The organism is Streptomyces sp. LN549, from assembly GCF_043203805.1.
In the GTDB taxonomy this organism is placed as follows: Bacteria; Actinomycetota; Actinomycetes; order Streptomycetales; family Streptomycetaceae; genus Streptomyces.
Genome location: NZ_JAZHRI010000002.1, coordinates 2,047,112 through 2,059,635 on the forward strand (window position 1 = coordinate 2,047,112; position 12,524 = coordinate 2,059,635).

The following is a 12,524-nucleotide window of genomic DNA, read 5'->3' on the forward strand; positions in this document are numbered from 1 at the left end:
ACGCATGTGAATGCCACCCATGCATCTAGCGAGCGCGCGCTCGCCCACGTACCGAGGAGATCCGCGTATGCCCGCCCCCCGCACCGTCCTGCTCACCGGCGCCGCCGGCGGTCTCGGCACCCTGATGCGCGGGCTGCTCCCCGCCCACGGTTACGAGCTCCGCCTGTTCGACATGTTCCCCATCGAGGGCGAGCCGGACGCGATCACCGCCGACCTCGGCGACAAGGAGGCACTGCGCGAGGCCGTGCGGGGCGTCGACGCGATCATCCACCTTGCGGGCATCTCCCTGGAAGCGTCCTTCGACAAGATCCTCAGGGCGAACATCGAGGGCACCTACAACCTCTACGAGGCCGCCCTCGCGGAGGGCGTACGCCGGATCGTCTTCGCCTCCTCCAACCATGCCGTCGGCTTCACCCCGCGGCCGCTCCCCGGCGACCCGCTCATTCCCATCGACACCCCACGCCGCCCGGACACCTTCTACGGCCTCTCCAAGTCCTTCGGCGAGGACCTCGCCCAGCTCTACTGGGACCGGCACGGCCTGGAGACCGTCTCGGTGCGGATCGGCTCGTGCTTCCCCGAGCCGACATCCGTACGGATGCTGTCCGTCTGGATGAGCCCCGCCGACGGTGCCCGGCTCTTCGACGCCGCGATCACCGCCGAGAACGTGGGACACACCGTCATCCACGGCTCGTCGGACAACACCCGCCTGTGGTGGGACCTGACGACGGCCCGGTCCCTGGGCTACGAACCGCAGGACGACTCGGAGCAGTACGCGGCGAAGCTCATCGCCGAACAGGGCGAGCTCGACCCGGACAACCCGGACCACGCCCACCTCGGCGGCCACTTCTGCACCAACCCGCCGATCTGGCCGTACTGAGAAGTCGGGCGACGGGGGCGCCCCTCCCGGGCGGAGGCGCACTGCCGCCGTACGGGCGAAGCCGTCGGAAGGTAAGGGAACGGCAAAGCCGGGTCATTCGTTACCTCGTGCATGACCGCTATGACACCCGGCTCGAACATCCCCCTCTCCGCCGCCCGCGTGACGGTGGACGTCGCCGCTCCCGTGCGGCTCGACGTATCGGGCCTGCTGCTCACCGCCGACGGCAAGGTGCGCTCCGACGACGACTTCATCTTCTACAACCAGCCCGCGGGCCCGGGTGTGACCTACCGCTCCGGCGGCGGGACCGCGCCCGACGCGATCGTGGTGGACACCGCCGCGGTGCCGCCCGGCATCGAGAAGATCGTCGTCACGGCGAGCCCGGACGGAGCGGGTCAGACCTTCCAGGGCATCGAGCCCACCGCCACCGTGCGCAACGCGGACGACGGCAGTGCGCTCGCCACGTTCACCCCGCCGCAGCTGGGCTCCGAGACCGCGCTCGTGGTCATCGAGGTCTACCGGCGGGGCGGCGCCTGGAAGGCCCGCGCAGTCGGGCAGGGCTATGCCAACGGGCTGGCCGGCATCGCCACCGACTTCGGTGTGTCCGTCGAGGAGCCCGCCGCCGCCCCAGTCGCGCCTCCGGCCCCCGTCGCACCGCCGGTGGACCCGCGGATCGCCGCTCCCCCGGTGGCAGCCGCACCGCCCGTCGCGCCCCCGGCGCCTCCGGCGCCCTCCGCTCCCCCGGCCTCCGGCAAGATCAACCTCGACAAGGGCCGGGTCAGCCTGCAGAAGAACCAGACGGTGTCACTGGTCAAGGGCGGCCGTCCGCTGCTCTCCCAGGTCAAGATGGGCCTCGGCTGGGAGCCCGCGTTCCGTGGCAAGGACATCGACCTCGATGCCTCGGTGATCGCATACGGCCCCAACCGCAACCACCTGGACAGCTGCTACTTCGGCAAGCTCTCCATCCTGAACGGCGCCATCAAGCACTCGGGGGACAACCTCACCGGCGAGGGCGCCGGCGACGACGAGGTGATCGTCGTCGACCTGGGCCGGATTCCCCCGGAGGCGACCGGCCTGGTGTTCACGGTCAACTCGTTCACCGGCCAGAAGTTCACCGAGGTGGCCAAGGCCTACTGCCGGCTGATCGACGCGGCCACCGGCGAGGAGCTGGTCCGCTTCGACCTGACCGGCGCGGAGCCGCAGACCGGCGTGATGATGGCCAAGCTGATCAAGCAGTTCTCCGGCGAGTGGGAGATGACCGCGATGGGCGACTTCGTGAAGTCGCGCACCGTCCGCGGCATGGTGAAGCCCGCCGCCCAGTCGCTCTAGGACGGGCCCCGGGGGACCGGTGGAACGTCTTCAGGGGCACCCGGCTGGCTGCGGGTGCCCCTGAAGGCGGTCGGCGAGAGAAATACGGCGTACGCGGCGCGTGCTCGTCGCTTCTCTCAGAGCTTGGTCAGCTTGGAGTACGGGCTCAGGATCCTCCCCTGTCGCCCCGAGAAGTCGATGAGCACTGCGTCGTTGTCGCCCTCGACAGCAAGGACTCGACCGAGTCCGAACTGGTCATGCGACACCCTGTCGCCCACATCGAACAATTCGACCGGTGGGGCCGCCTGGGCCGGGCGGTTGAAGGGACTGGAAGGCAGGTGACGCCGGGATCCGGCTGACTGTTTCATTACATTGAGTATGCGCCCTGGAAACGCCCGACGCCATGCCCGACCGCTCCTGGGGCCGCACTGATGCCGGATTCGTAATCAGCGGTTCCGGGACCGTGCGCTGCTCCTCCCCGCTTCCTGCAAGGGCACCGCCCGTGTCACGGCGCCTGCGGGGCCGCCGCGGATGTGGCGGTTATCGCTTCCCTTTGGGGCATGACCGGCAGGCGTTCCGGGCACAGGACCGGCCCCGGTCCGCGGCGGACACCACCGCCACGGACCGGGGCCGGATCACAGCTGAGGGGCTCTGCCGCAGGGCTCTACTGCTCCCGACGCGAGTGGCGCTTCCACGGGCCGGTGATGGCCAGCATGATGCCGGGCGTCTGGATGTTGGCGAAGAGCGTCTTGCCGTCGGGCGAGAAGGTCACACCGGTGAACTCGCTGTACTCCGGCTCGGCCTCCGTGCCGGCGTTCAGCTCGTTGCGCGCGATGGGGTAGGTGCGGCCGCTCTCGGTCGCCCCGAAGAGGTGCTGGACGCCCTCCCCGTCCTCGGAGATGACCAGGCCGCCGTAGGGCGAGACGGTGATGTTGTCCGGGCCGTCGAAGGCGCCGTCCTTGGAGGGGTCGGCGTTGACGCCGAGGAGCACCTTCAGCGTCAGCGTGCGGCGCTTCGGGTCGTAGAACCAGACCTGGCCGTCGTGCTGTACGGGGCTCTCGTCACGGGCGAACGAGGAGACGATGTAGGCGCCGCCGTCGCCCCACCACATGCCTTCGAGCTTGCGGGCGCGGGTGACGTCCTGGGCACCGAACTGCTTGCGCACCGAAACGGTCTTGGCATCACGGTCGGGCACGTCGACCCAGTCCACGCCGTACACGGTGCCGATCTTCGTGGCGCGCGAGAGGTCGTCGACGAACTTGCCGTTGCGGTCGAAGCACTTGGTGGCCTGGAGGACACCGGCGTCGTCGGCGAGCGTGCGGAGCTTGCCGCGGCCGTGCTTGAAGCCGTGCGGCGGGACCCAGCGGTAGAGCAGTCCGTTGGGGCCGGACGCGTCCTCGGTGAGGTAGGCGTGCCCCTGCTTGGGGTCGATGACGACGGCCTCGTGGGCGTAGCGGCCGAACGCCTTGATCGGGCGCGGGTCGCGGTTGGCGCGCCGGTCGGACGGGTCGACCTCGAAGACGTAGCCGTGGTCCTTGAGCAGGCCGTTCTTCCCGGCCTTGTCCTCGGTCTCCTCACAGGTCAGCCAGGTGCCCCACGGGGTGGAGCCGCCGGCGCAGTTGGTGGAGGTGCCGGCGATGCCGACCCATTCGGCGGTGCGGCCGTCGCGGCGGGTCTCCACGACGGTGCAGCCGCCGGCCGCGACCGGGTCGTAGACGAGGCCGTCGGTGAGCGGAACGGGGTGCTCCCAGCCGGCGCGGGTGCCGCTCAGCTCGTGGTTGTTCACCAGCAGGGTCACGCCGCGCGCACCCTCGAAGGCGGCCGTGCCGTCGTGGTTGGAGGGGGTGTACTCGCCGGTCTCCAGCTTGGTGACGCCACTGTGGGTGATGACCTTGTACGAGAATCCGGCGGGCAGCGCGAGTATGCCCTTCGGGTCGGGGAGCAGCGGCCCGTAGCCGGGCTCGTGGCTGTGCCCGTGTCCGTGTCCGTCGTGACCGTGGCCGTGGTCGTCGTGGCCGTGCTTGGAGTCCCCGGCGGCGAGGGCGCCGGGTGCGGTGGCCAGCGCGGCGACGGTTCCGGTGAGGGCGATGCCGGCACCGGTGAGGGCGGACTGTCTGGTGAATTCCCTGCGCGTGAAGGCCATCACGTACTCCTGGTGCAGCTGGGGCGGGTTGGTTGCGGGATCACCGTCCCGCCCCTGCGCCAACACCAGTTGAACTGAGGACGACTTCGAGGGATTCCGTTGCGTGAACTTCCTCGCCGCCGCCTGCTCAGTTGCCGGAGCCGCTCCGCGACCGCGCCTTGAAGGCGGCCTTGCGGGCGGCCTTCGCCTGCTTCTTGTCACTGTGCAGCCGCCCCATCGCCTCCAGGACGTCCGCCGTCGCCGGGTGGTCCACCCGCCACGCCTCGTCGAAGAAGCCGCTGTGCTGGCCGGACAACCCCTCGACCAGGCCCTGGAGCTCGTCCAGATCGCCGTCCGCCTCCAGCTGCGCCGCGATCGTGTCGATGGCGAGCCAGAAGATCATCGCCTCCGAGGGGGCAGGCACGTCGGCGGCACCCCGCTCGGCGAGCCAGACCCTGGCGAGTCCGCCCAGCTCGGAGTCGCCCAGCACCGCGCGCACCGCGGTTTCGGCCCCCGCGCCGACCAGGGCGAGCGCCTGCTGGCAGTGCAGCCGGCGCAGCGGTGCCTGCGGGTCCTCGCCGCGTGCGGCGTCCAGGAGTTCACCGGCCGCCCCGTCGGCGCCGTGCCGCGCGAGCCACAGCTCGATCTCGCCGCGGGCCGCCGACTCGGGGTAGTACGCGATGCCGCCGAGCAGCACGTCGGCGCCCTTGTCCGCCAGGTCGCCGATGGCCGGGGCGTCCACACCGGCGTCCAGCATCCGGGCCCGGATGCCGTAGAGGCCGAGTGGGGTCAGCTTCACCATGCCGTACCGGGTGACGTCGTCGTCGTCGGCCGGCGGCACGGCCTCCTCGCCCTCCTCGGCCAGCAATGCCTCGTCCACCGGGTGGTATTCGACGATGCCGATGGGTTCGAGGACCCGGAACTGGTCGTCGAGGCGCATCATCGCGTCGGACACCTGTTCCAGGATGTCGTCGGTGGGCTCGCCCATGTCGTCGGGAACGATCATCGAGGCGGCCAGCGCGGGCAGCGGCACGGGCTCGTCGCCCGCGCCCTCGCCGACCGTGAGCAGATAGAGGTTGCCGAGCACCCCGTCGAGGAATTCGGCCTCGGTCTCCGGGTCCCAGTCCAGCGCGTCGAAGTCGACCGACCCGTCCTCACCGACGAGGTCGGCGAAGTCGTCGAAGACCGGGGCTGTGGCGTCGGCGTGGGCGGCCTCCAGGCCGTCGAGCCAGATCGCCAGAACGTCCTGCGGCGAACCGCCGGTCAGCAGTGCCAGGTTCTCTCCCGCGGTGACGGTTCCCTCCGCGTCGCCGTCGGAATCCGCGTCCGCGTCCGCCTCCGGGTCCTCGACGTCGACCAGGCCGGTGTCGACCGCGAGCCGCCACGCCTCGCTGGCCTCCGCCGCACCGTCCTCGTCCGCGACGAGGCCCAGGTGCTCGGCCGCCGCGGGCAACTGATCGTCGACGAGCTCGCCACCCGCGCCGACCCGCGTGTCCGGCCCGGCCCAGCGGGCGAGCCGGACGGCGCGGGCGAGCAGCGGCGCGGCAAGCGCGTCCCGTGCCAGCTCCGCCTCGGTGTGCAACCGTACCGGCGGCAGGGTGGGGCGCTCTGCGGACATCAGGGGGTTCTCCTCGAAAACGTGCGGGTGTACACGTCGCCGGGGCCACGGCTCCGGGCGGGTACGGGGTCAGGCGTCCCAAGCCTAGACGCATTTCACCCGGTGCCGCCCGGTTCACGAAGGAGAAGGAGACCGGTCACCGAAGGGACCCGGACAACTGATCTTCGTACATCAGGAATTGCCGCCCACGGAAGGCCACTGCCACCCGCACCGCTACCCGCCCCCGCCCGGCCGCAGGCTGAGCGCGGGGGTGTAGCGGTGCACGCCACCGCCGGTGACGCCCGGGTAGGTCTGCACCCGTTCCCACTGCGGCGTCCGCGATCCGATGCCGTCCCCGGGCGTGGCCAGTGCGTCGATGTGGGCCTGTGCGCTCACCCACTCCGCGTAGTTGAGCACCCGGGTCCCGTCGGTGCTCACGTGGAAGTGGCCGGCGAGCCCGCCGGGCGCGGGGTCCGGGTCCGTCCCGAGCGCTTCGAACACGCCGTCCACTCAGTCGCGTTGGCGGGCCTTGTCCGCGCCGTCGAACTCGACGTCGACCACCACGACGCAGCCGGGCTCCCGGTCGCCTGGCGACGAGGAGCGGTAGAGCTCGTAGGTGTGCAGCCCGAGTCGCTCGATGCCCGGCACGGCCGCGTCGATCTGGGCGTTCCGCTCGTCCCGGCCGTCCCGGACGAACTCCTGGTAGCTCTCCTCACCGGTCCACTGCGAGTAGTGCAGGAGCGTCCCCCCGTCCTCTCCCGTGTACACGCTGTACGAGAGCAGTCCCGGGTGCGGCCAGCGCCTGGTCCCCCATGCGGAGCGGATGGCCTCGACGGCCTGCCGCCGGCGCTCCGGCGTGCCGACGTCCCAGGTGCTGACCTTGACGAGCCCCGCATCCGCTCGGGTGACATCGGGCCGGGACACGAACTGCACGGTCATGGCGGCTCCCCTCACCGGCGCACCCTTGCGGTGCGTCCGTGACAGCCACCCTGATACGTCAACCACGCTTGAGGTCAACCGCGACCCGCGCCCCCCTCACTACGCTGACGAATCGGACAACGAACGGAGTACCGCATGACGCTGCGGGTCGAGGAGATCACGCGCGAACAGCATCTGGCGTTCGTCGCCGACAGGGACGCCGCCAGTCATATGCAGGTCCCCTCGTGGGGTGAGGTGAAGCCCGACTGGCGTGCGGAGAGCATCGGCTGGTTCGACGACGACGGGCGGATCGCCGGTGCCGGGCTGGTGCTGTACCGCCCGGTGCCCAGGCTGAAGCGGTATCTGGCCTATCTGCCGGAGGGCCCGGTCATCCCCTGGCACGAGGGCGATCTGCGCCCCTGGCTCGATCCCCTGGTGGCCCACGCCAAGGCCCGGGGCGCGTTCACCGTACGGATGGGCCCGCCCGTGATCGCCCGCCGCTGGGAGGCGCCGACGCTCAAGGACGCCATCGCGGACCCGGCCGCGGGCCGGCTGCGCGACGTCGAGGCGGATGTCACCGAGCCCCGGGCCGCCGAGGTCGTGGAGCAGTTGCGCCGGCTGGGCTGGCAGCAGGGCGCGGACGGGGACGCGGACGGCTTCAGCGCCGGGCAGCCCCGGTACGTGTTCCAGGTGCCGTTCGCCGGACGGTCGCTGGAGGAGATCCGGGGCGGGCTGAACCAGCAGTGGCGGCGCAACATCAAGAAGGCGGAGAAGGCGGGCGTGAAGGTCGTCGAGGGCGGCCTCGACGACCTTCCGGTCTTCTACGAGCTGTACCGCGAGACCGCCGAGCGCGATCGCTTCATCCCCCGGCCGCTCGCGTACTTCGAGCGCATGTGGACCGCGCTGCGGGCCGAGGATCCGGACCGGATGCGGCTCTATCTCGCCCACCACGACGGGGAGGTGCTCTCCGCGGCGACGATGCTGACCGTGGGGACCCATGTCTGGTACTCGTACGGCGCCTCGACGAGCCGCCGGCGCGAGGTGCAGCCCAACAACGCGATCCAGTGGCGGATGATGAGCGACGCGCACGAGCGGGGCGCCGCCGTCTACGACCTGCGCGGCATCACCGACACCCTCGACGAGGGCAACCACCTGCTGGGCCTGCTGCGGTTCAAGGCGGGCACCGGGGGGCGGGCCGCCGAATACATCGGCGAGTGGGACTACCCGGTCGGCAAGCTGCTGCACAAGGCGTTCGGCCTGTACATGTCCCGGCGCTGAGCGCACCGTACGGCGTACCCAGGACCGGCGTTGCCAGCCCCGGTTGCGGGGCAGACTGCCGGGATGACCGTCTCCGTGGCACATCTCAGCGATCCGCATCTCACCGCCGGCGCGCTGGCCGCCGAACCGGCGGCCGGTCTCGACCGGGCGCTGCGCCGGGTGCTCGCACTCGACCCGCTGCCCGACTGCGTGGTGATCACCGGTGATCTCGCCGACCGGGGTACGCCTGCGGAGTACGCCCTGCTGCGCGAAGTGATCGGGCGGTTCCCGCTGCCGCTGCACCTGGTGACCGGCAACCATGACGATCCGGCGGCGCTGATGGACGCGTTCGGCGGCACGGCGTTCGTGGGCGGGGGCACCGAGGCGCACTACGCCGTGGATCACCCTGCGTTCACGGTGGCCGTCCTGGACTCGGCGGTGGCCGGGTCCCCGGGCGGGCTGCTGGGGGCGGAGCAGTTGGAGTGGCTGGACGGCCTGCTCTCCCGCAGGACCGGCGTCCCGGCTCTCGTGTGCCTGCACCATCCACCGGTGCCGGTCGGGATCCCGTTCCTGGACGGGATGCGGCTGGCGGACGGCGAGGCGCTGGCCGAGGTGGTCGCCGCCCACCCGAACGTCGTCCGGGTCCTGGCCGGCCATCTCCACCGTCCGGTCACCGCCGCCTTCGCGGGCAGCGTGCTGGCCGTGGCGCCCAGCACCTTTCGGCAGAGCGGCCTGGCCCTGCGGGATGCCGTACCCGGCTATCTGGCGGAGCCGACGTCGTTCCTGCTGCATCTGCTCGCGGGCGATGCATGGGTCACCCATGCCGTGCCGGTCAGCCATGCGGCCGGAGCGCTGGCCGGGTACTGACGCTCCACGCAACAGTTGAGCGCTGCTTCACCTTCACCCGAAGAAGAACTAAGTGGACCTTCACGGTCGGCAGGCCGACACTTCGGGCATGACGCCGCCCGCACTCTCCCGCCCCCGCCCCTTCGGCCGCGCCCTCTGCGCCATGGTCACGCCGTTCACCGCCGCCGGCGACCTCGATCCGGACACCGCCGCCGCGCACGCCACGACGCTGGTCGCCGGCGGCTGCGACGGTCTGGTGCTCAGCGGCACCACCGGCGAGTCCCCGACCACCTCCGACGCCGAGAAGGCGGCCCTGGTACGCGCGGTGCGGGAGGCGGTCGGCCCGGACGTCTCGCTGGTCGCGGGCGTCGGGACGGCTGACACGCGGCACACCGTGGAACTGGGCAGACAGGCGGAACAGGCGGGCGCCGACGGCCTGCTGGTCGTCACCCCGTACTACAGCCGGCCCCCGCAGGCCGCCGTCGAGGCGCACTTCCTGCGGGTCGCCGGGTCGACCGGACTCCCGCTGATGCTGTACGACATCCCCGGCCGCACCGGCACCCGCATCGAACCGGAGACGATGCTGCGGCTGGCGGAGCACCCGCGCATCGTGGCGGTGAAGGACTGTTCGTACGACCTGCTGGGTGCGACGAAGGTGATCGCCGCCACCACGCTCGCGTACTACTCCGGATCCGAGGAGCTGAATCTGCCGCTGTACGCGGTCGGCGGCGCGGGTTACGTCAGCACGGTCGCCAATGTGGCGCCGCGTCCGCTGCGCGCCGTGCTGGACGCCTTCGACGCCGGGGACACCGCAGGGGCTGCCCGGCTGAACGGGCTCCTGGCCCCGCTCACGGAACTGATGATGGCGTCAGGGCTGCCGGGCACGGTGACGGCGAAGGCGCTGCTGGACGCGGGCCCGGTCCGCGAACCGCTGCAGCCCGCCGGGCGCGAGGCGTCCGACGGGCTGCGGAAGGCGTACGCGGAACTGCTCGCCGCCTGCCAGTCGTTCAGTCGTTGCTGTGCAGGACGTCGTTGAGTCCGCCCCAGACCGCGTTGTTCGGGCGGGCCTCGACGGCGCCGCTCACCGAGTTGCGGCGGAAGAGGATGTTCGAGGCGCCGGAGAGCTCGCGCGCCTTGACGACCTGACCGTCCGGCAGGGTGACGCGGGTACCGGCGGTGACGTACAGACCGGCCTCGACGACACACTCGTCGCCCAGCGCGATCCCGACACCGGCCTCCGCGCCGACCAGGCAGCGCTCGCCGATCACGATGCGCTCCTTGCCACCGCCGGAGAGCGTGCCCATGGTGGAGGCGCCGCCACCGATGTCCGAGCCGTCCCCGACGACGACGCCTGCGGAGATCCGGCCCTCGACCATGGAGGTGCCGAGGGTGCCCGCGTTGAAGTTGACGAAGCCCTCGTGCATGACGGTGGTGCCGGCCGCGAGGTGCGCGCCGAGTCGCACCCGGTCGGCGTCGGCGATCCGGACGCCCTTCGGCGCGACGTAGTCCGTCATGCGCGGGAACTTGTCGACCGAGGTGACCTGGAGGTGCAGGCCCTCGGCGCGGGCGTTGAGCCGGACCTTCTCCAGATCGTCGACGGCGACCGGGCCGAGCGAGGTCCAGGCCACGTTGGTGAGCAGGCCGAACAGGCCGTCCAGGTTCTGCCCGTGCGGCTGGACCAGGCGGTGCGAGAGCAGATGCAGGCGCAGGTACGCGTCGTGCGCGTCGAGCGGCTTGTCGTCGAGCGAGGCGATGACCGTTCGGACGGCGACGACCTCGACCCCGCGGCGGGCGTCCACGCCGATGGCCTTGGCGGCGCCCTCACCGAGCAGGTTGACAGCACGGTCGGGGGTGAGCCGCTCGGTTCCGGCCGGTCCGGGCTCGGCGGTGAGCTCGGGGGCGGGGAACCAGGTGTCGAGAACGGAACCGTCGCCGGCGATGGTGGCGAGGCCGGCGGCGACGGCGCCGGTGGTGCGGGTGGAAGTCGTGTCGGTCATGACCAGAACCTAACCGGCCGGGGGCCGCCCGGGCCAACCGGTCTCAGCGTCCGGGCGTCGCGCCTGCCGCCGTACGGGGACACCCCCGCACCCCCCGTACGGCGATCGCGGACGAGCCGTACCGACGGTCAGGAGCGCTCCCCCTTCCTGTCGACCAGAGCGGTCTTCAGCACGGCGCTGACACCGTCCGCGGTCGGCGAGTCCAGCGAGCCCCAGCCGGCGAACCTCATGGTCTGCGCGTCCAGCAGGAACAGGTCACGCTCCCCCGGGTAGCGGATTCCGACGACCGGCCGGTTCAGGGCGTCCTGCGTCTGTACGGCTCTGAGGCCGGGCACGGTGGCCATCGCCCGGTAGACCGCGGCGAGCCCCTTCGGGTCGGCGGGGTAGGACATCGCCAGCATCGACAGCGCTCCGAAGTCGTGCCGGGCGACGGACTCACCGTCGCCCGGGTAGAAGGCGCGGGCCCGCTTCTTCACCTGGGCCGGGTCGGACGGCAGCGCCGCCAGCAGCTGGAACCGCTCACGGGCCGAGTGGTCGTCGCCCGACCGCCCGTTCTCGAACTCCGGGTCCGCGTACCGGTACCAGTGCTCGGTCTTCTTCAGCAGTTCCGCACGAGGCGTGTCATCTGCTGTTGCCCGGAGCGGCCTTCCGGGTTCACGGGCGGAGCCGGAGGGATCGGGTCAGCTGCTGATCCGGGCCAGCATCTCCCGCGCGTACGCCTCGTCATAGGCCCCGCCGGTGAGGAGGACCTGCAGACAGATCCCGTCCATCAGCGCGACCAGCGCCCGCGCCGTGGCCGGGCCGGTGCGCGGCGCCAGGAGTGCGGCGGTGTCGTCGGTCCACTCGGCGGCGACCGGGCGCAGCGCGGGCCGGCGCAGGGCAGCGAGGTACAGCTCGTACTCCAGCTCCGCCCGGCCGCGGCCGGCGCCGAAGAACTCCCCGAGCAGCCGGGCCAGTTCGGTGGCGAGATCGGCGGCCGGGTCGGCGAGGGCCCGGCTCGCGCGCATGAGCGTGGCGAAGTTCTCGTTCGACCGGCGCAGGGCGGCGATCAGCAGTTCGTCGAGTGAGGCGAAGTGGTATGTCGTCGAGCCGAGCGGCACATCGGCCTCGGCGGCGACGGAGCGGTGGCTGAGCCCCGCGATCCCCTTGGCGTCGACCACCCGGATCGCCGCGTCGATGATCCGCTCGCGCCGCTCGGGGTCGTACCGCCGCGCCATCAGTGCGCTCCGCCCAGATTGAGGACCACCACACCGGCGATGACCAGGGCGATGCCCGCCGCCTTGACGGGGCTGCCGGACTCCCCCATGAACAGCATGCCGATGACGGCGACGGCGGCGGTGCCGATCCCGGCCCAGATCGCGTACGCCGTCCCCATCGACATCGTCCTGAGCGTCTGGGCGAGCAGCGAGAAGGCGAGCAGGTATCCGGCGACGGTGATCAACGAAGGCCACAGCCTGGTGAATCCCTCGCTGTACTTCATGGCGGTCGTCCCGGCGACCTCTGCCGCGATGGCCGCGGCCAGCAGTCCGTATCCCATGTGTACGAGTGTACGCATCGGCGGTGCGGGAGGCCCGGGGCCGGAAGGACGCCGGGGGCGTTACCGTG

12 protein-coding genes and 1 pseudogene are annotated in these 12,524 nt (G+C 71.6%); 5 read left to right on the forward strand and 8 right to left on the reverse strand.

Features of this window, described 5'->3' with window-relative positions; translation table 11 throughout:
* Positions 1 to 67 precede the first annotated feature (67 nt).
* Both SH922_RS08990 and SH922_RS08995 read left to right on the forward strand, forming a co-directional pair.
* On the forward strand, positions 68 to 877 hold the full coding sequence (locus SH922_RS08990; protein WP_393056729.1) for an NAD-dependent epimerase/dehydratase family protein: 810 nt from the start codon (positions 68 to 70) through the stop codon (positions 875 to 877).
* Between the two features lie 111 nt (positions 878 to 988).
* Positions 989 to 2,203 carry a TerD family protein gene (locus SH922_RS08995; RefSeq protein WP_393056731.1) on the forward strand — a complete coding sequence of 405 codons (1,215 nt, stop codon included), beginning with the start codon at positions 989 to 991 and terminating at the stop codon, positions 2,201 to 2,203.
* A 116-nt stretch (positions 2,204 to 2,319) separates the two neighbouring features.
* Here SH922_RS08995 and SH922_RS09000 read toward each other — a convergent pair whose 3' ends face one another.
* The 4 genes and pseudogenes from SH922_RS09000 to SH922_RS09015 form a co-directional block, all read right to left on the reverse strand.
* On the reverse strand, positions 2,320 to 2,550 hold the full coding sequence (locus tag SH922_RS09000) for a hypothetical protein (RefSeq protein ID WP_037711258.1): 231 nt from the start codon (positions 2,548 to 2,550) through the stop codon (positions 2,320 to 2,322).
* Between the two features lie 296 nt (positions 2,551 to 2,846).
* Positions 2,847 to 4,325, reverse strand: a complete 1,479-nt coding sequence (locus SH922_RS09005; RefSeq protein WP_393056733.1) for an alkaline phosphatase PhoX — start codon at positions 4,323 to 4,325, stop codon at positions 2,847 to 2,849.
* 127 nt (positions 4,326 to 4,452) lie between these two features.
* The gene (locus SH922_RS09010; RefSeq protein ID WP_393056735.1) at positions 4,453 to 5,922 is read right to left on the reverse strand and encodes a hypothetical protein; all 1,470 of its coding nucleotides are present in this window, start codon (positions 5,920 to 5,922) and stop codon (positions 4,453 to 4,455) included.
* A 213-nt stretch (positions 5,923 to 6,135) separates the two neighbouring features.
* Positions 6,136 to 6,840, reverse strand: a pseudogene (locus SH922_RS09015) (antibiotic biosynthesis monooxygenase).
* A 135-nt stretch (positions 6,841 to 6,975) separates the two neighbouring features.
* Here SH922_RS09015 and SH922_RS09020 point away from each other — a divergent pair.
* From SH922_RS09020 to dapA, 3 genes are all read left to right on the forward strand, one after another.
* Positions 6,976 to 8,097 (forward strand): lipid II:glycine glycyltransferase FemX, encoded by a 1,122-nt coding sequence (locus SH922_RS09020; RefSeq protein ID WP_393056737.1) that lies wholly within the window; start codon positions 6,976 to 6,978, stop codon positions 8,095 to 8,097.
* A gap of 63 nt (positions 8,098 to 8,160) precedes the next feature.
* The gene (locus SH922_RS09025; RefSeq protein WP_393056739.1) at positions 8,161 to 8,943 is read left to right on the forward strand and encodes a phosphodiesterase; all 783 of its coding nucleotides are present in this window, start codon (positions 8,161 to 8,163) and stop codon (positions 8,941 to 8,943) included.
* A gap of 88 nt (positions 8,944 to 9,031) precedes the next feature.
* Positions 9,032 to 9,958 (forward strand): 4-hydroxy-tetrahydrodipicolinate synthase, encoded by a 927-nt coding sequence (dapA, locus tag SH922_RS09030; protein ID WP_393056741.1) that lies wholly within the window; start codon positions 9,032 to 9,034, stop codon positions 9,956 to 9,958.
* Here the strand turns inward: dapA and dapD are convergent.
* From dapD to SH922_RS09050, 4 genes are all read right to left on the reverse strand, one after another.
* Entirely contained in the window at positions 9,930 to 10,919 is a 990-nt protein-coding gene (gene dapD / locus SH922_RS09035) for a 2,3,4,5-tetrahydropyridine-2,6-dicarboxylate N-succinyltransferase (RefSeq protein ID WP_350988864.1), read from the reverse strand. The two genes, dapA and dapD, sit on opposite strands and share 29 nt — an antisense overlap.
* A gap of 128 nt (positions 10,920 to 11,047) precedes the next feature.
* On the reverse strand, positions 11,048 to 11,395 hold the full coding sequence (locus tag SH922_RS09040) for a hypothetical protein (RefSeq protein ID WP_393056744.1): 348 nt from the start codon (positions 11,393 to 11,395) through the stop codon (positions 11,048 to 11,050).
* A gap of 204 nt (positions 11,396 to 11,599) precedes the next feature.
* Positions 11,600 to 12,136, reverse strand: a complete 537-nt coding sequence (locus SH922_RS09045) for a TetR/AcrR family transcriptional regulator (protein ID WP_393056746.1) — start codon at positions 12,134 to 12,136, stop codon at positions 11,600 to 11,602.
* A complete protein-coding gene (locus SH922_RS09050; protein ID WP_330827114.1) occupies positions 12,136 to 12,456 on the reverse strand; it encodes a multidrug efflux SMR transporter in 321 nt (106 codons plus the stop codon). Before SH922_RS09050 ends, SH922_RS09045 begins: the two co-directional genes overlap by 1 nt.
* Positions 12,457 to 12,524 lie beyond the last annotated feature (68 nt).